The sequence below is a fragment of the Labrys okinawensis genome (assembly GCF_047345005.1).
GTDB lineage: Bacteria > Pseudomonadota > Alphaproteobacteria > Rhizobiales > Labraceae > Labrys > Labrys okinawensis.
In genome coordinates this window covers 6258496-6277688 of sequence record NZ_CP178864.1, presented here as the reverse complement: position 1 = coordinate 6277688, position 19193 = coordinate 6258496, and the positions used below count along the sequence as shown (strand labels likewise).

Sequence of the window (19193 nt, the reverse complement as noted above, 5' to 3'; positions counted from 1 at the left end):
AGGATGGCAGCGGTCCCAGGCGCCGGCCGCAATCGGTGTGCCGATCTCCAGATCGGCACACCAGACCCGTGTCTCCTCCGGAACACACTCCATTTCCAGGAGGCGGGTGCGAGGCCGGCGGAGCTGACCACACCATGGTGGCACTAAATATACCCGGATAACTTACGGACTTATGCCGGTTTCCAGCTGCTGCAGGATGGCCTCAGCCCAACCACCTTGCACCATCCCGCGTGCTCGTCTAATCACCCGCCAATCTCCAACTTCGAGGCATTCATCATCATGGCGACGCAAAAGCTCCTCCTTCTTCCTGGCGACGGCATCGGTGTCGAGGTGATGGCTGAGGTCAGGCGACTGATCGCCTTTCTCAACAAGTCCGGCCTCGCCTCGTTCGAGACCGAGGAGGATCTGGTCGGCGGTTCTGCCTATGACGCGCATGGCAAGGCTATCTCGGAAGACGCCATGAAACGCGCCCAGGAAGCCGATGCCGTGATGTTCGGCGCTGTCGGCGGCCCGAAATGGGCCGATGTGCCCTACGAAGCCCGCCCCGAGGCCGGCCTTCTGCGCCTGCGCAAGGATCTTGGCCTGTTCGCGAACCTGCGCCCCGCCGTGTGCTATCCGGCGCTGGCCGATGCCTCTTCGCTCAAGCGAGAGCTTGTCGAGGGCCTCGACATCATGATCGTTCGCGAGCTCACCGGCGGCGTCTATTTCGGCGAGCCGAAGGAGATCGTCACGCTGGAGAGCGGTGAGAAGCGCGCTGTCGACACCCAGGTCTACACGACCCATGAGATCGAGCGCATCGCCCGCGTCGCCTTCGACCTCGCCAAGGTGCGCAAGGGGCTGCTGCATTCGTCGGAGAAGCACAACGTCATGAAGTCGGGCGTGCTGTGGAAGCAGGTCGTGACATCCGTGCACAAGAGCGAATATCCGGAGCTGAAGCTCGAACACATCCTCGCTGACAATTGCGGAATGCAGCTGGTGCGCACGCCCAAGCAGTTCGACGTGATCGTCTGCGACAACCTGTTTGGCGACATGCTCTCGGATGTGGCGGCGATGCTCACGGGCTCGCTTGGCATGTTGCCCTCCGCCTCGCTTGGCGCCACCGATGCCAAGACCGGCAAGCGCAAGGCCATGTATGAGCCGGTGCATGGCTCAGCTCCCGACATCGCCGGCAAGGGCCTTGCCAACCCCATCGCGACTCTCGCCTCCTTCGGCATGGCACTGCGCTATTCCTTCGGCCTCGCCGAAGCCGCCGACCGCCTCGACGCGGCGATTGCCGAAGTGCTGGGCGAAGGCCTGCGCACCAAGGACATCGCGGCGCCGGGCCAGAACGCGGTCTCGACCAGCGACATGGGCGCCGCCGTCATCAAGGCAATGGAACAGGCTTAACCTGGGAGCGTGGACGTCCTACGACACTCTCTTGAGTGTCGTAGGACGTCCACGCTCCCAGCTACAACCCCTGCCTTTATTCTTTCGCCTTCACCCTTTACACTGCCCCACGCCGGCACGCGACTTGCATCGGCATCTCGATCGGGGCGCGCCATGATCATTCCGCTCTATGACGACAATCCCCACCGACGGATCTCCCAGGCGTGGGTGAATTGGGCACTGGTGGCGACCAATGTCGCGGTGTTCTTCTTCTTCCAGTCGGGCTATGTGCCCGGTACCTTCGTGGCGGATACGGCGGGCTTCACCTATTCCTACGGCACCATCCCCGTGGTGCTGTTCGAGAAGATGAACCTGCCGCCGGAATATCTGCGCGTGCCGGAATGGCTGACGCCGATCACCTCGGCCTTCGTGCACGGCTCCTGGATGCACCTCACCGGCAACATGCTGTTCCTGTGGGTGTTCGGCGACAATGTCGAGGACGATCTCGGCCATTTCAAATATCTGTTCTTCTACCTTGCCTGCGCCGTGCTCTCGACTTTCGCCTACGCCCTCACCGCGCCGGACTCCACCAGCCCGCTGATCGGGGCGTCGGGCGCGATCTCGGGGGTGGTGGCGGCCTATGTGCTGCTGCACCCCAATGTGAAGATCTGGGTGCTGGTGCTCTTCCGGATCCCCCTGAAGCTGCCGGCCTATTGGGCCATCGGCGCCTGGATCCTTTACCAGGCCTATTTCGCGATCTATGCTTATTTCGTCAGTTCCACCAGCGATGTCGCCTGGTTCGCCCATATTGGCGGTCTCCTCGCCGGCGCAGTGCTGGTGCTGCCGCTGAAGAGTTCGGACGCGCCCTTGTTCGACAGGGCGCCGCCACCGGCGAAGAACGACTGGCGCGACACGTTCGATTGAAGGGCCTTCCGCGCTCCCCGTCGTGTCGCATTGACACAAATGCCCGCGCCCATTAGCTGAAATCCGTCATCGAATTGCCATGGCGGCGGCTTTGGCGCGACGCGAGTTGTCGGTTCATCGATAGCGCGCCGGGCGCCGGGCCGCTATGCCGCCGTAAATCACACGGTTCCCCGTCTGGAGAGTCCCCATGAAAGTGCTCGTGCCCGTGAAGCGGGTGGTCGATTACAATGTGAAGATCCGCGTCAAGGCGGACGGTTCGGGCGTTGATCTCAACAACGTCAAGATGTCGATGAACCCCTTCGACGAGATCGGCGTCGAGGAGGCGCTGCGCCTGAAGGAAGCTGGCAAGGCGAGCGAAGTGGTGGTGGTCTCCATCGGCCCGGCCCAGGCGGCCGAGACGCTGCGCTCGGGCCTGGCCATGGGCGCCGACCGCGGCATCCTGGTCAAGACCGACGCCACCGTCGAGCCGCTCGCCGTCGCCAAGCTGCTCAAGGCGGTGATCGGCAACGAGGCCCCCGGCCTGGTCATCCTCGGCAAGCAGGCCATCGACGACGACATGGGCGCCACCGGCCAGATGCTGGCCGCCCTGCTCGGCTGGCCGCAGGGCACCTTCGCCTCCAAGGTCGAGCTGGCCGGCGACAAGCTCGATGTCACCCGCGAGGTCGACGGCGGCTCGCAGACCGTGACGCTCACCCTGCCCGCCATCGTCACCACGGACCTGCGCCTCAACGAGCCGCGCTATGCCTCGCTGCCCAACATCATGAAGGCCAAGAAGAAGCCGATCGACGAGACCTCGCCCGAGGCCCTCGGCGTCGACATCGCCCCGCGCCTTACGATCGTGAAGACGGTCGAGCCGGCCGCCCGCCAGGCCGGCAAGAAGGTCGCCTCGGTGGCCGAGCTGGTCGACAAGCTCAAGAACGAAGCCGGCGTCATCTGAGAAGCGAAGGATTAGAGACATGACCACACTTCTCATCGCCGAAATCGATGCCACCGGCCTCAAGGACGTCACCGCCCGCGCCCTGACGGCGGCCGCCGCGCTCGGTGCCCCCGTGCATGTGCTGGTGGCCGGCGCCGGGGCGCAGGCCGCCGCCGAGGCTGCCGCCAGGCTTGCGGGCGTCGACAAGGTCCTCGTCGCCGATGCCTCCTACGAGCATCGCTTGGCCGAGCCGACCGCCGCCCTGATCGTCGGCCTCGCCCCGGGCTATGACGCCATCGTGGCGCCCTCGACGCCGGCCTGGAAGAACGTGCTGCCGCGGGTTGCCGCCCTGCTCGACGTCATGCAGATCTCCGACATCGTCAAGGTGGTTTCGGCCGACACCTTCGAGCGGCCGATCTATGCCGGCAACGCCATCCAGACGGTGACCTCGAAGGACGGCAAGAAGGTGATCACCGTGCGCACGGCCTCCTTCGCCGCCACGGGCGAGGGCGGTTCGGCCGCCGTCGAACCGGTGTCTTCAGCCGCCGATCCCGGCCTCTCCGCGTTCAAGGGCGAGGCGCTGGCCAAGTCCGACCGGCCGGAACTGGCTTCGGCCAAGATCATCATCTCCGGCGGCCGCGCCATGGCCAACCGCGAGAACTTTTCGACCTATATCGAGCCCGTCGCCGACAAGCTCGGTGCCGCCATGGGCGCGTCGCGCGCCGCGGTCGACGCCGGCTACGCCCCCAATGACTGGCAGGTCGGCCAGACCGGCAAGGTGGTCGCCCCCGATCTCTACATCGCGGTCGGCATCTCCGGGGCGATCCAGCACCTGGCCGGCATGAAGGACAGCAAGGTCATCGTCGCCATCAACAAGGACGAGGAAGCCCCGATCTTCCAGGTCGCCGATTACGGCCTGGTGGCCGACCTCTATACCGCCCTGCCAGAGCTCAAGGACGAGCTCGCCAAGCTCGGGAAGTAGGCTGGGAGCGCGGACGTCTCGTCCGCCTCTTGGAAACACTGCCATGGGAAGAAGGGGCGCTGACCTTAGCCGGTCGCGCCCTTTATCGTGCCGTACAACGTCAAGACCGAACGAGACGTCAACGCTCAGTGAACGCGGTTCGCTACCTGATCTGGGGCGGCCGCCATGCCGACCAACGCATCGCCGCGGTCCGGCGCCGCTCCTGATCGTGCACGGCACGGATGACGACGCCATTCCGATCCGTTTCGCCCGCAAGCTCTTCGACCTTGCCAGCCAGCCCAAGCTCTTCATTGCCATCGAAGGAGGCGGCCATCTGCCGATGCAGGAAGCCATGCCGCAGCTGCTGGCCTGGATCAGGGAAAGTTGAGGCCGGGAGTGCGAACCTCCCTCCCGCAAAGACAACTTGCAGCTGCCAAACCATCTTCCCTACCGCACTGCACATCGATAAGATCGCTGACGAAGCGCAGGGACTTGGATACCAGGGACTTGGATACAGGGCGCAAGGACTGGAAATGACGTTGGATATCAGGACGGTCGGGATCATCGGCGCCGGGCAGATGGGCAGCGGCATCGCGCATGTCGCCGCGCTGGCTGGATTGGACGTGGTGTTGCACGACATCTCGGCCGAGCAGGTCAACAATGGCCTGGCCACCGTCAACGGCAATCTCAAGCGTCAGATTGCCAAAGGCACCATCACGCAGGCCCAGAGCGACGAGGCCCTGTCGCGCATCAAGGCTGCTCCGGATCTCGAGCCGCTGGCGGCCTGCGACCTCGTCATCGAGGCGGCGACGGAGGCCGAGCCGGTCAAGGTGAAGATCTACGGCGCGGTCTGCCCGCATCTCAAGCCCGAGGCGATCCTGGCCACCAACACCTCATCGATCTCGATCACGCGCCTGGCCGCCGCTACCGACCGTCCCGAGCGCTTCATCGGCATCCACTTCATGAACCCGGTGCCGGTGATGCAGCTGGTGGAGGTGATCCGTGGTATCGCCACCGACGACAGCACCTTCGAATCCGCCAAGAACTTCATCCACAAGCTCGAGCGCGAAATCGCGGTCGCCGAGGATTTTCCGGCGTTTATCGTCAACCGCATCCTCCTGCCTATGATCAACGAGGCGATCTACACGCTCTATGAGGGCGTGGGCACGGTGGAATCGATCGACACCGCCATGCGGCTCGGCGCGAACCACCCGATGGGCCCGCTGCAACTCGCCGACTTCATCGGCCTGGATACCTGCCTGTCCATCATGCAGGTGCTTCATGAGGGCCTCGCGGACTCCAAGTACCGCCCGTGCCCGCTGCTGGTTAAATATGTCGAGGCCGGCTGGCTGGGACGCAAGACCAAGCGCGGCTTCTACGACTATCGCGGCGAAAAGCCCGTGGCGACGCGGTAGGGGAGCGCTTTCCTGGGATCGCAGGCATCTCTGCCTGCGATCCCAGGAACGTCCGCGATGCCGCGCTCCCAGGACATCTCGTTAACCCTGCGGCGGTAAGATCTGGCCGAATGCCCCGATCTGGCCGCAAGCGGCTGATATATGCGCCGTTGTGGTTAATCGGACACGCCGCCCGGCTTTTCGTGCGGCGAGAATGTGGCGGCCATACCGCGTGGAGCGCCCGCGTGATAGAGGACCGCTTATGATCCCTTTTTGTGCTGGCGCAGCCTCCCGCCGGCGAGCCCGGAAGTTTCAGGAATGAAGCAGTTTGTCCATATTGCCCTTGCGGCCGTTTCCGTTCTGGCCCTGAGCGCCGCCGTTCCTGCGATGGCCCAGGATGCCTCGGCGCCCGCCCCTGCCGCCGATGTTCCCATCCTAACGCCCGCTCCCGACGCTCCAGCCGCCGTCGCGGATCCTGCTCCCGCGGCTCCGGCTCCTGCCGTCGACCAGGCTGCGACGCCGGCTCCGGCTTCTCCCGCCGTGCCTGATACGGCGAGCACTGCTCCTGACGCTACCGCCCCGGCAGCGCCTGCAACTGCCGACGGCGCGACGCCCGCTCCCGCCGCCCCGGTGAAACCCAAGGTCGCCAAGAAGGTGGTGAAGGCTGGTCCGTCTTACGCCGCCTCCACGCCGGTTGCCATCCCCGCCACGCCCTGGTCCTCGGTCCCCACCTTCGACGCCGGCTCGCTCGACCGCCTCAACGGCCTGGCTCAGTACTACGCCAAGATCGCCCAGAATGGCGGCTTCCCGGCCGCTCCCCCCGTTGGCCTTGGCGCCGGCGCCTCGGGCGAGGCTGTGCTCGCTTTGCGCCAGCGCCTGGTGATGGAGAAGGACCTGCCTGAATATCAGCGCGACAATCCGAAATGGGATGCCGGCCTCACGGCCGCCGTCGGCCATTTCCAGATGCGCTATGGCCTGCAGCCTACCGGCAAGATCGATGACCGTACCCACGCCCAGATGGCCGTGCCGGTGCAGCAGCGCCTGATCCAGATCGGCCACAACATGGAGCGCGTCGGCGCCCGCTTCATCGACTTCAACACCCGCTATGTGGTGGTGAACATCCCGAGCGCGCAGGTCGAGGCGATCGAGAACGGCCAGGTCGTGCGCCGCTACTTCGCCGTGGTCGGCCGCCCGCAGAACCCGTCGCCGGAAGTGGATGCCACAATCACCGCCATCAACTTCAACCCCACCTGGACCGTGCCGCAATCCATCATCAAGAAGGAGATTGCGCCGCACATGCTGAAGGACTCTTCCTATCTCGCCCGGCAGAACATGTCGGTGATGGACGGTTCCGGCAAGACGATCGATCCGAAGTCGATCGACTGGTCGAGCCCGAAGGCCGCCAACTATATCGTGCGCCAAGCCAACGGCATGGGCAACGCGCTCGGCCAGCTGCGCATCCAGATGCCGAATTCGGAATCGGTCTATATGCATGACACGCCCACCAAGAAGCTGTTCGGCTCGGTCGACCGCTTCTTCTCGCATGGCTGCGTACGCGTGCAGGGCGTCAACGACCTCGCCGCCTGGCTGCTGGGCGATGGCTGGGACGCCAGGCGGGTCACCCAGGAGGTGGCCACCGGCGAGCGCAAGGACCAGCCGATCCCTGATCGCGTGCCAGTGCACTGGGTCTATATGACCGCCTATGTCACCCCCGACGGCACGGCCCATTTCCGCCCCGACGTCTACAATCTCGACTTCGGCTCGGCCTCGCGCATCGCCGACGCACAGGTGGTGAACCCGTATTAGGCTGGGAGCGCGGACTTATCCCTGGAACCGCCGGCATCCTGCCGGCGCTTGAAGCGATGACGATTGAGATAGGGCGGTACGGTTGGAGTTCGTCAAAAGATAAGTGCTTCGTTCCACCATTGAAAAACGCCAACCTCGGGCGTGATCGGAGGAGGCTCCACATGGCGCTTCCTTGCCGGCAGTCCCATCCCGCCCGGCAAGGTGAAGCCGGCTATTGCGTTCCCGCATCAAGACCATTGACACCACCCCGCCGGCAGCACCCTGCTATATTGGCTTCGGAGTATAGCTGGAGCATCCATCGGAGGCGGGCCATGCTGAGAATCTGGGGACGGCGGAATTCCTTCAATGTGCAGAAGGTGATGTGGCTGGTGGGCGAACTTGGCCTTGTCCATGAGCACATCCCCGCCGGTGGCAATTTCGGCGGGCTGGACACGCCGCAATTCCTGGCGATGAACCCGCATGGCCGCGTGCCGGTGGTCAACGACGGCGGTAGTGTCGTATGGGAATCGCACACGATTCTGCGCTATCTCGCCGCCCGCTATGGCGCCGGGCGGTTCTGGGCGGAGGATCCGGCGGCGCGCGCAGAGGCCGAGTGCTGGATGGATTGGTTGCAGACCGGGCTGCAGCCCGCCTTCCTGAATGACATCTTCTGGGGCTTCTACCGCACGCCGCCACATCGTCGCGATGCCGCGACCGTCCAGCGCGGCATCGATAAGTGCACGGCCTATTTCCAGCTGCTCGACCGCTGGCTGGAGGGGCGGGCCTACATGCTCGGCGAACAGCTCAGCCTCGCTGATATCACGGTGGGCACCACGCTCTACCGCTATTACGGCCTGGACATCTCCCGCCCTCGCGTGCCGAATGTCGAGGCCTGGTATGCCCGCCTGCAGGAGCGCGCGCCCTATCGCGATCACGTGATGGTGTCCTTCGCCGACCTCGAGGGACGGCTCGGGAATTGAGCTGCGGCAAATGGCGTGGCTTCCTGGCGTCGCAGGCATCCTTGCCTGCGAGCCTTGGATTGCTTCGCTTCGCTCGCAATGACTATGTTTCTGCCACCCTCATCGACCAAAGCTGGCATCTACGGGCATCCTTGCCTGCCTCTCCCCGGGAGGGTCGCCCTAAAATCTCCCGATTGCCCTCCGAGGCTGTCTTGCCAATGGATTCCCGCCATGTCCTCTCCCTTCCAGGCTCTCGTCTTCGATCTCGGCGGCGTCGTGGTGCAGCATGACAATGCCGTGCTGTTCACCCGCCTCGCCTCGCGCTGCGCCCCCGCCTGGGGCATGGCGGAAGTCGGCGCGCTTTTCAGGCAAAGCCGCTGGGAGACGGGGGCGCCGATCCGCGATTTCCATGCCCAGCTCAAGGCCGAGGCCGGCTATGCCGAGCCTTGGGAGATCTTCCTCGACGACTGGTGCTGCCACCTCGCCGTCGATCCCTCCATGCTGGCGCTGATGGGCGAGTTGGCGCGGCATAACCGCGTCGTCATCTTCTCCAACACCAACCAGGAGCACTGGGATTTCGTGCTGGCCGCGTCGGGCGGCGCCTTTGCCGCCTACGAACCCTATCTCAGCCACCTGATCGGTCACGGCAAGCCGGCGGTGCGCGCCTTCGAGGTGGTGGCCGAACAGGCCGGGCTCGACCCGGCGCGCTCGATCTTCTTCGACGACAAGCCAGAGAATGTCGAAGGCGCCCGGCAGGCCGGATTCCAGGCGGAGGTGTTCCGCGACGAGGCCTGGTTGCGGGGCTTCCTGGCGGAGAAGGGCGTGCGCGCATAACCCGGAGAAATACCGTCAATGAGAGCGCAGCGAAGCGATCCAGGGGCGGCTGTACAGGCGGCTCCGACAGGGGCCTGTTTCTGCAACGCCTGTAAAGATCCGCTGTTAAGTTCGCGCCCGGGTAGGCATGTTGCGCAGCGGGAATCGCACCTCGACGGGGAAGAACATGAAGCAGTTCGCCATCACGGTCCTGGCCTGTCTGGCGGCCGGTTCCCCCGCCGCTGCCGATTGCCTGTCGGACTTCAAGGCGCTCAATGCCGTCAAGGCCGAGGCCGGGCCGTTCCGGATCGAGATGCAGGTGAGCGTGGTGCCGCCGGCGGCCTCGGGGCAGAAGCCCGAGCCGGTGCCGGTGAGCACCATCACCACACTGGTGGTGCCATCCGGCTCCTATCGCATGACGAAGACGGGCAAAGGCCAGCTGATCGATCTCGTCGTCATCGACAGGCAGAAGGCCTGGAGCAAGCAGCCTGACGGCTGGAAGCCTGTCGAGGCGGAGAAGATGCCTGATCTTACAGGGGCCTGGCCGACAGCCGAGTATGTCGCGACAGTCAAGCTTTTCAATCTGCAATGCCTCGGCGAGCGGCCCTACAAGGACAAGCCTGCCCTCACCTTCGGCTTCGACACCGCGCCGCAGAACATTGCCTCCCATATCACGGCCTATTTCGACCCCGCCACTCGACTGCCGCTGGGGAGCGAGGTGGTAACCGAAGCCGGCGCGAAGGCGATCGTCGATGCTGTGTATGTATTCGACAGGACGATCAGCGTGAGCGTGCCGGTGCAATGAAGGGGGCGACGCTCCTTTCCCAGTTTCGTGGGGGACTTCGTTTTGCGCTCTTTCTTCATCCCGCCCCCGCCCCGATGCTGTAAGCTGCGCGGCGCAAACCGGGGAAGGGCACACATATGATCGAAGGATCCTGCCTCTGCGGCCAACTGCGATGGCGCTGTGACGCCGTGCAGGAGTCGGCCACCGCCTGCAATTGCACCGCCTGCCGGCGCTACGGTACGCTCTGGGCCTATGGTCACGAGAACGAGGACATCCACGTCTCGGGGGAGACGCGCGCCTACGCACGTGCGCGCGAGAGACCCAGCCTCGAATTCCATTTCTGCCTGCATTGCGGCTGTGTCGGCTACTGGCGCGCCACTCGCACCAACGACAAGGGCCAGCGCCGCATCGCTGTGAACCTGCGCCTTGCCGAACCCGACGCCGTGGCTGCCCTCCTCATCGACCATTTCGACGGCCTCGACAGCTTCGAGGACCTGCCGCGCGACGGCACCTGCGTAGCGGATATGTGGTTCTGACGCGGGAACTCGGCCTTCCCGTCCGCTCTTGAAACGTTACGGGCGTAGAAAAGGGCGCGCACCTTAATGGTCGCGCCCTTCCAAGAAACGTTGGTGGTTCAAGAGCGGACTGGACGTCCGCGCTCCCAGGCTTACCTCTGCCCACCCGACGCCGTAATCCGTTCGCCGGTCAGCCACGCCGACTGGTCGGAGGCCAGGAACACCGCGACGCTGGCGATGTCGTCGGGACGGCCCACCCGGCCCATCGGCAGGTTCGCGCCGATCGACCTGGCAGCCTCGGCGTCGACGCCCAGCGCGGCCAGGCCTTCGATTTCGGTCATGCCGGGGGCGATGGCGTTGACGCGGATGCCACGGCCGGCAAGCTCATTGGCGAGCGCCTTGGTGATGGCGTCGACGGCCGCCTTGGAGGCGGAGTAGACCACCGAATTCGGCACGGGATTGGTGCTGGAGATCGTCGAGAGGTTGATGACGCTGCCGCCCTGGCCGAAGCCGCGAGCCGCTTCCTGCGTGGCGAGCAGAGTACCAAGCACGTTGATGTCGAACTGGCGGCGGTAGTCCGCTTCGGTGACCGTGTCGAGCGGCGCAAAACTGAAGACACCGGCATTGTTGACAAGGATGCTGGGCGTGCCAAGCGCCGCCTTGGTCTCGGCGAACAAGCGCTGCACGTCGGCGCCCTTGCTGACATCGGCCTGGATGGCCACCGCCTTGCCGCCCTCGCGGAGGATGTCGCCCACCACCTTGTCGGCGCCATCGCGGCTGGCGGCGTAGTTGACCGCCACAGCGGCGCCGGCCTTGGCGAATTGCCGTGCGATCGCCGCGCCGATGCCCTTCGAAGCGCCTGTCACGATCGCCACCTTGCCCTTGAGTTCGTCCATGATCCCTATCCTTGCTTTGCTGGAGCGCCGCACTGCGGCGTTGACCAAGGACTTAAGTCATGCGTACAGGACGGGGTAGCGGTGCAGATCCCATATGATATATACACTGCATGTATGAATGATCGCCTCCAGCAACTCGGCATCTTCGTGCGTACCGTCGAGACCGGCAGCTTCTCGAAGGTGGCGCGCGAGTTCGGCCTGTCGCAGCCCTCGGTCTCCCGTACGGTGGCGGCGCTGGAGGAGCGGCTCGGCGTCAAGCTGCTCACACGCACCACGCGCCAACTCTCGCTCACCGATGCCGGCGAGGCGCTGCTCACCCGGGCGCGCGATGCTCTGGCCGGCATCGAGGAGGCCGAGAACGCGGCGCGTGGGGCCGACAGGCTGTCCGGGATGCTGCGGGTCGCCCTGCCGCCGACCTTCGGCGTGCGTCAGATCGTGCCGCTCCTGCCCGTCTTCCTCGAGCGCCATCCTGAGCTCAGGGTCGACCTGATGATGGCCGACCGCTTCGAGAACCTCATCGCCGAGGGTGCGGATTTGGCGCTTCGCCTCGGCGAGCAGCCGGATTCGAGTTTCGTGACGCGCCGGCTCGCTACCGCCAGGCGACTTTTCATCGCCGCGCCTTCCTATCTCGCCCGCCGCGGGGCGCCCACCAGCCTAGCTGATCTCGACCGGCACCATCTTATCGGTGGGCCCAGCGATGGCGGTGAGCAGAACTGGACCGCCAGCCGCGACGGCGTTAGCGAGACCCGGCCGGCGGATTTGCGCCTGCGCACCCGCTCCGCTGCGGGCGCCGTCGCCTGTGCAAGCGCGGGCCTCGGCATCGCCACCGCCTCCACCTGGATGTGCGGGGAGGAACTGGCCTCAGGCGCGCTGGTCGAGATCCTCCGTCACTACCGCCTCGCTCCCGTTACCGCTCATGTCGTCTTCCCCGCCGGCCGTCGTCCGACCCAGAAGGCCCGCGCCTTCGCCGACTATCTGGCGGGGGCGCTTGTGGAGGGCGTGTGAGGCACAGCTAGAACGAGGCGTGTTCACGCTTAGGCGCACCTTGCTCTAACGGACGGCCCTGAGGCCCTCCACCATTAGCTTCGTTCCGAGGGCGCCGACGATGGCACCGGCTGTCCGGTCGATCCAGGGCTTGGCACGCAGATAGAGCGAACGCGGCCGGCTGGCCGAGAAAGTGACGGCAACGATGGCATACCAGCCGAATTCGTTGCAGAACAGCAAAGGCGGCAGGGCGAGGAGCATCCAGAGCGGTGGATGGGCTGGCAGCATGGCCGCGAACATCGAGCCATAGAAGATAGCAGTCTTCGGGTTGGCGAGTTGCACCAGCAGCGCCCGAACGAAGGCTTTCCGGGAGGAGCCCTGGCGCCCCTGCTGGCCGGCTGCGATCTCAAGCTTGTCCCTGGCGCCGCGCCAGATCTTGATGCCGATCCACATGAGATAGGCGCCGCCGGCGACACGCAGGAGGATATCGAGCCACGCCACCTGCAACAGGAGTGCGGTAAGGCCGGCAACTGCGATGCAGGCGAAGATGAAGCCGCCGGCGCCCATGCCGACCGCGGCCGCCAGTCCGTCGCGGCGCTCGCCGGCCACCGCGATGCGAGAAACGACGACGAAGCTCGGTCCCGGGCTCATGGCGCCGAGCAGGAAGACGCCGAGAATGGAAAGGAGGGTCACGGTTTCAGACAAGGTTCTCTCCACTAGCGAGTGGCGCGTTCGCGAACGCGCTGCCGTCGCATCGATCTACCGCGGCGCGGCAGGCAAACCTTAGCGCCGGATGGGGCCGAACAGAAGGCCCATGACCATGCCATTCCCGCCAAGGAAACGGACGACTTCGCCGCACCCGCGCTCCTGCGCGAGGCGGTCCCAGAGGATCATTCCCCTACGGCCAACCCCGCCGGCCTCCTATTGTCGTTCGCGCCATAGACAAACCCCGGCTTCATCTGGCCGCCGAAGCTCGAATCGTTGCCGGAACTCGCTGTGCCCTGGCCCGTTGCCGCTGGCGCCGGCAGTGCCACCAGTTCGGCAGCGCCCCACGGGGTCTGCTGGGTGATCTTGTAGCCCATGCCCTGCAGGATCTTCACCGTGTCGGGCGAGAGGGCGTAGGGCTCGGCGTAGACCTCGTCCGGCAGCCATTGGTGGTGGATGCGTGGCATATCCACCGCCTCCTGCGGCTGCATGCCGTAGTCGATGAGGTTGAGGATGGTCTGCAGCGTGATGGTGATGATGCGCGAGCCGCCGGGGCTGCCGAGCACGGCGAGGATGTGTCCATCTTTGGTGACCAGGGTCGGTGCCATCGAGGACAGTGGGCGCTTGCCGGGAGCGATCGAGTTGGCCTCGCCCTGGATCAGGCCGAACAGGTTGGGTACGCCCGTCTTGGTGGTGAAATCGTCCATCTCGTCGTTGAGCAGGTAACCTGTGCCAGGCGCGATCACGCCGGCGCCGAACAGGCCGTTGATGGTGTAGGTGACGGATACGGCATTGCCGGCTTTGTCGACCACGGAGTAGTGCGTGGTTTCCGTCTTCTCATGCGGCGCGGTGCCCGGCTGCACGTCCTTGGACGGCGTTGCCTTGTCCGGAAGGATCTTCGAGCGGATCTCACCGGCGTAGTCCTTCGAAAGCAGCCGGTCGAGCGGGTTCTTCACGAAGGCCGGATCGCCGAGATAGGTGTTGCGGTCCATATAGGCGTGGCGCATGGCCTCGACCATGGTGTGCACGGCCTCGGCCGAATGCCAGCCCATCCCCTTGAGGTCGTAGCCTTCCAGGATGTTGAGGATTTCGCAGAGCGTGGTGCCGCCGGAGGAGGGCGGGGGCGAGGAGGCGATGGCATAGCCGCGATAGGTGCATGTGACGGGGGTGGATTCCGTTACTGTGTAGTCGGAAAGATCCTGCGCGGTGATCAGGCCGCCATTGGTCTTCATCGCCGTGGCCAGCTTCTGAGCGTTGTCGCCCTTGTAGAAGCCGTCGGGGCCGTTCTTGGCGATGGCCTCCAGCGTATCTGCAAGGTCTTTCTGCACGAGCGTGTCGCCGGGCTGGAGGGCGGAGCCGTCGGGCTTGAAGAAGATCCTGGCCGCCTCGGGATCCTTCTTCAGGAGCGGGGCGCCGGCATCGATGATGTCCGTGTCGCCGCGGGTGAGGACGAACCCTTCGCGGGCGAGCTTGATGGCCGGCGCCATCACCTTGTCGCGCGGCAGCGTGCCGTAGCGGGACAGCGCTGTGTCAAGGCCGAGCACGCTGCCCGGCACGCCTACCGCCTTGTAGCCATAAAGGCTGGCGCCCTTGATCACATTGCCCTGGGCGTCCAGATACATATCCTTGCTGGCCGCGGCCGGAGCCTTCTCGCGGAAATTGATGAAGGTGTTCCTATCGTCCTTGGCGAGATGGATCACCATGAAGCCGCCGCCACCGATATTGGCACAGCAGCTGTTGGTCACCGCCTGCGCATAGCCCACTGCCACAGCTGCATCGATGGCATTGCCGCCCTCGGCCAGGATATCGGCGCCGGCCTGCGAGGCCAGATGCTGGGAGGACACCACCATCCCGTCAGGCGCTTCCACCGCGGGACGAGAGGCGGCAGAGGCAGCGAAGGGTGAGGCGGCGAGAGGCAGGGCGGTGAGGATGGAGGCGAGGAAGCGTTTCACGGGCGGTCTCCTTCTTTTGGAGGAGGGTAGACGCGGACGATCCGGCTGGGAAGGGGCTCAGTGGCTGGTCTAGCCCCGCTGCTTCCACGCCCGATACCACTCGACGAACGCCCTTACTCCTTCGTCGATGCCCGTCGTCGGCCTGTATCCCGTCAGTGCCTCCAGAAGCTCCGCGCTGGCGAATGTCCGCGGCACGTCGCCTTGCTGCATCGGCAGCATCCTGCATTCGGCCTTGCGTCCCATCGCCGCCTCGATCGTCTCGATGAAGGCCATAAGTCCCACCGGCTGGCCGCCGGCGATGTTGACGACGCGGTGCGGCGCCACCGGGGAGAGTGAATCGAGGCCCTCGCGGCCCACCGGTTCGCCCCGCCGGGGGATCAGGGGCATCAAGCGCAGGATCGCCTCGATGAGGTCGCCGACAAAGGTGAAGTCGCGCTCCATCCTACCTTCGCCATAAACCTCGATCGGCCGGCCTTCCTCGATGGCGTCGACGAATTTGAACAGCGCCATGTCCGGCCGGCCCCAGGGACCATAGACAGTGAAGAAGCGGAAGCAGGTCACCGGCATCTGCCACAGATGTGCGTAGGAATGCAGCATGGTTTCGCCGCTCTTCTTGGTGGCGGCGTAGAGGGTAAGGGGCTGGTCGGCCCTGTCGGTCTCGCGGAAGGGGATGGCGGCGTTGGCGCCGTAGATCGAGGAGGTCGAGGCGAACAGGAAATGCTTCACCTTGGCCTCGCGCGCCACCTCCATCAGGTTGAACAGGCCGACGAGGTTGGCATCCACATAGGCGCGCGGATTTTCCAGGCTGTAGCGCACGCCTGCCTGGCCGGCGAGGTGGAGGACGATGTCGGGCGTCTCCTCGGCGGCGAGAGCCGAAAGCGCTTCCCGATCCTCCAGCATGAAGATTCTCGGGCGAAAGGCGTTCGAGCGCTCGAGGACAGCGTGGCGGGCCCGCTTGAGGGCGAGGTCGTAATAGGGCGTGAAGCCGTCGATGCCGGTGACGAGATGGCCTTCGTCGAGCAGGCGGCGGGCGAGGTGGAAGCCGATGAAGCCGGCGCTGCCGGTAACCCAGATTTTCATGAGTTTTCCCGGGTGCGCGGACGTCCCGTCCGCTCTTCCTTAACTGCAGAATGCATCGTTTCCAAGGACGGACGGGACGTCCGCGCATCCGGGATAAAGAGCGGATCGTCCGACACTTACTTAAGTGTCGTAGGACGTCCGCGCCCCAGGTTCAAGTCTTGTCATCCACCGCCACGCTGGCGGCATCCGACTCCGAGCGGTCGAGCAGCACGTTCATAGCCTTGCGAGCGCCCTCGGCATCGCCCGCGATGATAGGTTCGGCCACCGCGCGGTGCATCGGTACGATATGCGGGTGGATCTGGCCGGCGCGCGAAACGGTGAAGGACACCGCGAGCGAGGCCTCGATGGCCGGCTGGAAGGCGGCGAGCAGCACATTGTTGGCGGCCTTGACGATAGCGCGATGGAAGGCGAGGTCTGCGTCGATCGAGGCCTGCACTTCGGTGGCGGCCTCCATGGCGCGAAAGGTGTCGGCCACCTCTGCGCGCTGTTCGGGCGTGGCGCGCTCGGCCGCGAGCGCCGCGGCTTCCGGCTCGATCATGCGACGCAGTTCGAACAGGTCCTTGACGAAGCTCTTGGTGGCGCCGCCGGAGGTCTGCCAGACCAGCACGTCGACATCGAGACGGTTCCAGTTCGAATGCGGCTGCACGATGGTGCCGCGCCGTGGCGTCGAGGAGAGCAGGCCCTTGCCGGCGAGGAGCTTGATCGCCTCGCGCAGCGAAGCGCGGGAAACGTCAAGTTCGCGCGAGAGATCCGCCTCTGTGGGCAGGGCCACTCCAACGGGCCATTCGCCTGCCACGATCCGCTGGCCTATCAGCGCCGCCGCCTGGCTGTGACGGGTCTGCGATGTCCCTGAGCGGGCGCGGCCAGCGCTGCGTGCCATAGGCGATTCCTTCTTTTTATCGAACGAGACGGAGCGCGGTGTGGCGGATCGACCGCTGGGACGCGACTCAACCTGTTCCAATTGTTTTCGTTGCATTCCTCCTACCATATTGCGAGGGGATAAAGGGAGGGGGGTTGGATTTGGCCACAGGATTCCGGGTGCACGGGCTTCCAGCCCGTTCTCACGGTGCCGGAAAGCGCCAGTTCCCAAGAACGGGCTGGAAGCCCGTGCACCTGGGAGCATTCCCCCTTGTCGAACGGGCCGGCTCGCATTAACCCCGTTGCACCATGCCCGAACTCAGCTCCTTCCGCCGCATCGTCGTCAAGATCGGCTCTTCCCTCCTGGTCGATTCCGCCCAGGGCAAGCTCCGCCGCGACTGGCTCGCCTCCCTCGTCGAAGATCTTGCCCGCCACTCCGGGCGCGGCGCCCAGATCATCGTGGTCTCCTCCGGCGCCATAGCGCTCGGACGCACGCTGCTGAAGCTGCCCAAGGGGCCGCTGGCGCTGGAGTCGAGCCAGGCTGCGGCCGCGGTCGGCCAGGTCGGCCTTGCCCAGGCCTGGGCGGAGACGCTGAGCGCAAGGGGACTGACGGCCGCGCAGATCCTCGTCACCCTCGGCGACACCGAGGAGCGCAGGCGCTACCTCAATGCCCGCCGCACCATCGACCGGCTGCTGGAACTCAATTGCGTGCCGGTTGTGAACGAGAACGACACGGTGGCCACCACCGAGATCCGCTATGGCGACAATGACCGCCTAGCTGCTCGCGTCGCCACCATGGCCGGCGCCGACTGTCTGGTGCTGCTCTCGGACATCGACGGGCTCTACACCGCTCCGCCGCATCTCGACCCGGCCGCGACGCTGATCCCGGTGGTGCAACGCATCACTGCGGCGATCGAGGGTGTGGCTGGGGATGCCGGCTCCGAGCTCTCGCGCGGGGGCATGCGCACCAAGGTCGAGGCGGCGAAGATCGCAGTGGGTGGCGGCACCACCATGGTGATCGCCTCGGGCAAGGTGGATTCGCCGCTGAAGCGCATCGAGGAAGGCGGGCCGTGCACCTGGTTCCTCACCCCGTCCAACCCCGTCACTGCCCGCAAGAAGTGGATCGCCGGGCATCTGGAGCCGCGCGGCACGCTGCATGTCGACGCCGGTGCCGCCAAGGCGCTGCGCAACGGCGCCAGCCTGCTGCCGGCAGGGGTCAAGCGTGTGGAGGGCACCTTCTCGCAGGGCGACGCCGTCATCATCCGCGATCCCTCGGGCGCCGAGGTCGGCCGCGGCCTCGTCGGCTATGACATCGGCGAGGCCGCCCAGATCGCCGGCAAGAAGAGCCGCAGCATCGAGGACATCCTCGGCTGGGCCGGGCCGACGGAAATGATCCACCGAGACGACATGGCCCTGTTCAGCCGCTTCGAGGACCTGAGCACGGTGACGGTGGAATAGGGCAAGCAGGAACAGGCGCGGGTTGCGCAAGGCAAGATGGTAAAGCATGGGCAGCCTCCCTCACGAAGCTTGGGGGAGGCTTCCACGCGAGGATACTGCTCATGATCTCCCACACTTTCCTCGGCGTCGGCGATTTCGAACGAGCGTTCGGTTTCTACGAAGCGGTGCTCGGCGAACTTGGCCTTGTCCTGCGCTTCCGCGAGGAAGAGCGCCCCTGGGCGGGATGGGTCAAGCCCGGCGCGCCGCGTCCGATTTTCCTGATTGGCAAGCCCTTTGACGGCGGCGCTCCTTCACCCGGCAACGGACCGATGATCGCGCTCCTGGCACCCGATCGCGCTGCCGTGGTGCGCGCCTGGCAAGCTGCCCTTAACCATGGCGGCAGGGACGAGGGTGCGCCGGGGCTTCGGCCCGAGTATCATGCCCATTATTACGGCACCTATGTCCGCGACCCCGATGGCAACAAGCTCTGCCTGTGCTGCCACGACGCCGTTGACGGCTAAGCCGCCTTTCTCCTCCCAAGGACTCCTTATGCTCCGCCTCTGCTCCCTGTTTGCCCCGCTGGCCCTGCTCGGCGCCTGCACCACCACCGCTCCGAGCTCGATCCCGGTGGCAAGGCCGCTGGATCGCGCCTACATCGCCTGCCGCACGCCCGAGCACGTCAACGCCCTGCACGCCGCAGGCGCCAATTTCCAGCGCGAGGTCGACAACCACATGGCCGACGGCCGTTGCCGCCGCTTCGCCGCCGGTCAGAAGGTGGTCAGCCGCGCCAGTGACAGTTTCGTCGATCCCGGCAACGGGGTGAAATACTGGGTCTATCGCTGAGTTGCTGGGAGCGGGGACGTCC

At 65.5% G+C, this 19193-nt stretch carries 20 protein-coding genes; 15 read left to right on the top strand and 5 right to left on the bottom strand.

Annotated features, from left to right (window positions below):
* The first annotated feature begins 279 nt into the window (after positions 1 to 279).
* The 11 genes from leuB (at position 280) to ACMDCR_RS29080 (ending at position 10437) form a co-directional block, all read left to right on the top strand.
* Positions 280 to 1386, top strand: a complete 1107-nt coding sequence (gene leuB / locus ACMDCR_RS29130; RefSeq protein ID WP_413989948.1) for a 3-isopropylmalate dehydrogenase — start codon at positions 280 to 282, stop codon at positions 1384 to 1386.
* 153 nt (positions 1387 to 1539) lie between these two features.
* Positions 1540 to 2289, top strand: a complete 750-nt coding sequence (locus tag ACMDCR_RS29125) for a rhomboid family intramembrane serine protease (protein WP_284310699.1) — start codon at positions 1540 to 1542, stop codon at positions 2287 to 2289.
* Positions 2290 to 2476: 187 nt separating this feature from the next.
* Positions 2477 to 3226, top strand: coding sequence for an electron transfer flavoprotein subunit beta/FixA family protein (locus ACMDCR_RS29120; RefSeq protein ID WP_413989947.1), 750 nt, complete (start codon positions 2477 to 2479; stop codon positions 3224 to 3226).
* Between the two features lie 19 nt (positions 3227 to 3245).
* Positions 3246 to 4187 (top strand): electron transfer flavoprotein subunit alpha/FixB family protein, encoded by a 942-nt coding sequence (locus tag ACMDCR_RS29115; protein ID WP_413989946.1) that lies wholly within the window; start codon positions 3246 to 3248, stop codon positions 4185 to 4187.
* Positions 4188 to 4395: 208 nt separating this feature from the next.
* Complete coding sequence (locus ACMDCR_RS29110; RefSeq protein WP_413989945.1) at positions 4396 to 4554, top strand: hypothetical protein; 159 nt, start codon at positions 4396 to 4398, stop codon at positions 4552 to 4554.
* Positions 4555 to 4699: 145 nt separating this feature from the next.
* Entirely contained in the window at positions 4700 to 5581 is an 882-nt protein-coding gene (locus tag ACMDCR_RS29105; protein ID WP_413989944.1) for a 3-hydroxybutyryl-CoA dehydrogenase, read from the top strand.
* Between the two features lie 297 nt (positions 5582 to 5878).
* The gene (locus ACMDCR_RS29100; protein ID WP_413989943.1) at positions 5879 to 7366 is read left to right on the top strand and encodes a L,D-transpeptidase family protein; all 1488 of its coding nucleotides are present in this window, start codon (positions 5879 to 5881) and stop codon (positions 7364 to 7366) included.
* 311 nt (positions 7367 to 7677) lie between these two features.
* Positions 7678 to 8325, top strand: coding sequence for a glutathione S-transferase family protein (locus tag ACMDCR_RS29095; protein ID WP_413989942.1), 648 nt, complete (start codon positions 7678 to 7680; stop codon positions 8323 to 8325).
* A gap of 210 nt (positions 8326 to 8535) precedes the next feature.
* Positions 8536 to 9138: an HAD family hydrolase gene (locus ACMDCR_RS29090; RefSeq protein ID WP_413989941.1), complete on the top strand. Its 603-nt coding sequence runs from the start codon at positions 8536 to 8538 to the stop codon at positions 9136 to 9138.
* A 166-nt stretch (positions 9139 to 9304) separates the two neighbouring features.
* The gene (locus ACMDCR_RS29085) at positions 9305 to 9922 is read left to right on the top strand and encodes a hypothetical protein (RefSeq protein ID WP_413989940.1); all 618 of its coding nucleotides are present in this window, start codon (positions 9305 to 9307) and stop codon (positions 9920 to 9922) included.
* A gap of 116 nt (positions 9923 to 10038) precedes the next feature.
* A complete protein-coding gene (locus ACMDCR_RS29080; protein ID WP_413989939.1) occupies positions 10039 to 10437 on the top strand; it encodes a GFA family protein in 399 nt (132 codons plus the stop codon).
* Positions 10438 to 10568: 131 nt separating this feature from the next.
* On the opposite strand, the gene ACMDCR_RS29075 is transcribed toward ACMDCR_RS29080, so the two are convergent.
* Positions 10569 to 11312 (bottom strand): SDR family NAD(P)-dependent oxidoreductase, encoded by a 744-nt coding sequence (locus ACMDCR_RS29075; protein ID WP_413989938.1) that lies wholly within the window; start codon positions 11310 to 11312, stop codon positions 10569 to 10571.
* 114 nt (positions 11313 to 11426) lie between these two features.
* On the opposite strand from ACMDCR_RS29075, the gene ACMDCR_RS29070 reads away from it, so the two are divergent.
* Positions 11427 to 12317, top strand: a complete 891-nt coding sequence (locus ACMDCR_RS29070) for a LysR family transcriptional regulator (protein ID WP_413989937.1) — start codon at positions 11427 to 11429, stop codon at positions 12315 to 12317.
* Positions 12318 to 12362: 45 nt separating this feature from the next.
* Here the strand turns inward: ACMDCR_RS29070 and ACMDCR_RS29065 are convergent, their stop codons facing one another.
* The 4 genes from ACMDCR_RS29065 to ACMDCR_RS29050 form a co-directional block, all read right to left on the bottom strand.
* On the bottom strand, positions 12363 to 13001 hold the full coding sequence (locus ACMDCR_RS29065) for a LysE family translocator (RefSeq protein ID WP_413989936.1): 639 nt from the start codon (positions 12999 to 13001) through the stop codon (positions 12363 to 12365).
* A gap of 185 nt (positions 13002 to 13186) precedes the next feature.
* Positions 13187 to 14953, bottom strand: a complete 1767-nt coding sequence (ggt, locus tag ACMDCR_RS29060; RefSeq protein ID WP_413989935.1) for a gamma-glutamyltransferase — start codon at positions 14951 to 14953, stop codon at positions 13187 to 13189.
* A gap of 69 nt (positions 14954 to 15022) precedes the next feature.
* Positions 15023 to 16033 (bottom strand): NAD-dependent epimerase/dehydratase family protein, encoded by a 1011-nt coding sequence (locus ACMDCR_RS29055; protein ID WP_413989934.1) that lies wholly within the window; start codon positions 16031 to 16033, stop codon positions 15023 to 15025.
* Between the two features lie 151 nt (positions 16034 to 16184).
* Complete coding sequence (locus ACMDCR_RS29050) at positions 16185 to 16913, bottom strand: FadR/GntR family transcriptional regulator (RefSeq protein WP_413989933.1); 729 nt, start codon at positions 16911 to 16913, stop codon at positions 16185 to 16187.
* 287 nt (positions 16914 to 17200) lie between these two features.
* Between ACMDCR_RS29050 and proB the strand changes: the two genes are divergently transcribed.
* From proB to ACMDCR_RS29035, 3 genes are all read left to right on the top strand, one after another.
* Complete coding sequence (proB, locus tag ACMDCR_RS29045; RefSeq protein WP_413989932.1) at positions 17201 to 18349, top strand: glutamate 5-kinase; 1149 nt, start codon at positions 17201 to 17203, stop codon at positions 18347 to 18349.
* A gap of 101 nt (positions 18350 to 18450) precedes the next feature.
* Positions 18451 to 18849 (top strand): VOC family protein, encoded by a 399-nt coding sequence (locus tag ACMDCR_RS29040; RefSeq protein WP_413989931.1) that lies wholly within the window; start codon positions 18451 to 18453, stop codon positions 18847 to 18849.
* 28 nt (positions 18850 to 18877) lie between these two features.
* Positions 18878 to 19171, top strand: coding sequence for a hypothetical protein (locus tag ACMDCR_RS29035; RefSeq protein WP_413989930.1), 294 nt, complete (start codon positions 18878 to 18880; stop codon positions 19169 to 19171).
* Positions 19172 to 19193: the final 22 nt, after the last annotated feature.

What these genes read in the sequence shown, in the direction of transcription:
- ACMDCR_RS29055 (WP_413989934.1), bottom strand. Translation starts at nt 16,033, where the DNA reads ATGAAAATCTGGGTTACCGGCAGCGCCGGCTTCATCGGCTTCCACCTC.
- ACMDCR_RS29070 (WP_413989937.1), top strand. Translation starts at nt 11,427, where the DNA reads ATGAATGATCGCCTCCAGCAACTCGGCATCTTCGTGCGTACCGTCGAG.
- ACMDCR_RS29085 (WP_413989940.1), top strand. Translation starts at nt 9,305, where the DNA reads ATGAAGCAGTTCGCCATCACGGTCCTGGCCTGTCTGGCGGCCGGTTCC.
- ACMDCR_RS29100 (WP_413989943.1), top strand. Translation starts at nt 5,879, where the DNA reads ATGAAGCAGTTTGTCCATATTGCCCTTGCGGCCGTTTCCGTTCTGGCC.
- ACMDCR_RS29125 (WP_284310699.1), top strand. Translation starts at nt 1,540, where the DNA reads ATGATCATTCCGCTCTATGACGACAATCCCCACCGACGGATCTCCCAG.
- ACMDCR_RS29080 (WP_413989939.1), top strand. Translation starts at nt 10,039, where the DNA reads ATGATCGAAGGATCCTGCCTCTGCGGCCAACTGCGATGGCGCTGTGAC.
- proB (WP_413989932.1), top strand. Translation starts at nt 17,201, where the DNA reads ATGCCCGAACTCAGCTCCTTCCGCCGCATCGTCGTCAAGATCGGCTCT.
- leuB (WP_413989948.1), top strand. Translation starts at nt 280, where the DNA reads ATGGCGACGCAAAAGCTCCTCCTTCTTCCTGGCGACGGCATCGGTGTC.
- ACMDCR_RS29105 (WP_413989944.1), top strand. Translation starts at nt 4,700, where the DNA reads ATGACGTTGGATATCAGGACGGTCGGGATCATCGGCGCCGGGCAGATG.
- ACMDCR_RS29075 (WP_413989938.1), bottom strand. Translation starts at nt 11,312, where the DNA reads ATGGACGAACTCAAGGGCAAGGTGGCGATCGTGACAGGCGCTTCGAAG.
- ACMDCR_RS29090 (WP_413989941.1), top strand. Translation starts at nt 8,536, where the DNA reads ATGTCCTCTCCCTTCCAGGCTCTCGTCTTCGATCTCGGCGGCGTCGTG.
- ACMDCR_RS29040 (WP_413989931.1), top strand. Translation starts at nt 18,451, where the DNA reads ATGATCTCCCACACTTTCCTCGGCGTCGGCGATTTCGAACGAGCGTTC.
- ACMDCR_RS29035 (WP_413989930.1), top strand. Translation starts at nt 18,878, where the DNA reads ATGCTCCGCCTCTGCTCCCTGTTTGCCCCGCTGGCCCTGCTCGGCGCC.
- ACMDCR_RS29120 (WP_413989947.1), top strand. Translation starts at nt 2,477, where the DNA reads ATGAAAGTGCTCGTGCCCGTGAAGCGGGTGGTCGATTACAATGTGAAG.
- ACMDCR_RS29050 (WP_413989933.1), bottom strand. Translation starts at nt 16,913, where the DNA reads ATGGCACGCAGCGCTGGCCGCGCCCGCTCAGGGACATCGCAGACCCGT.
- ACMDCR_RS29115 (WP_413989946.1), top strand. Translation starts at nt 3,246, where the DNA reads ATGACCACACTTCTCATCGCCGAAATCGATGCCACCGGCCTCAAGGAC.
- ACMDCR_RS29095 (WP_413989942.1), top strand. Translation starts at nt 7,678, where the DNA reads ATGCTGAGAATCTGGGGACGGCGGAATTCCTTCAATGTGCAGAAGGTG.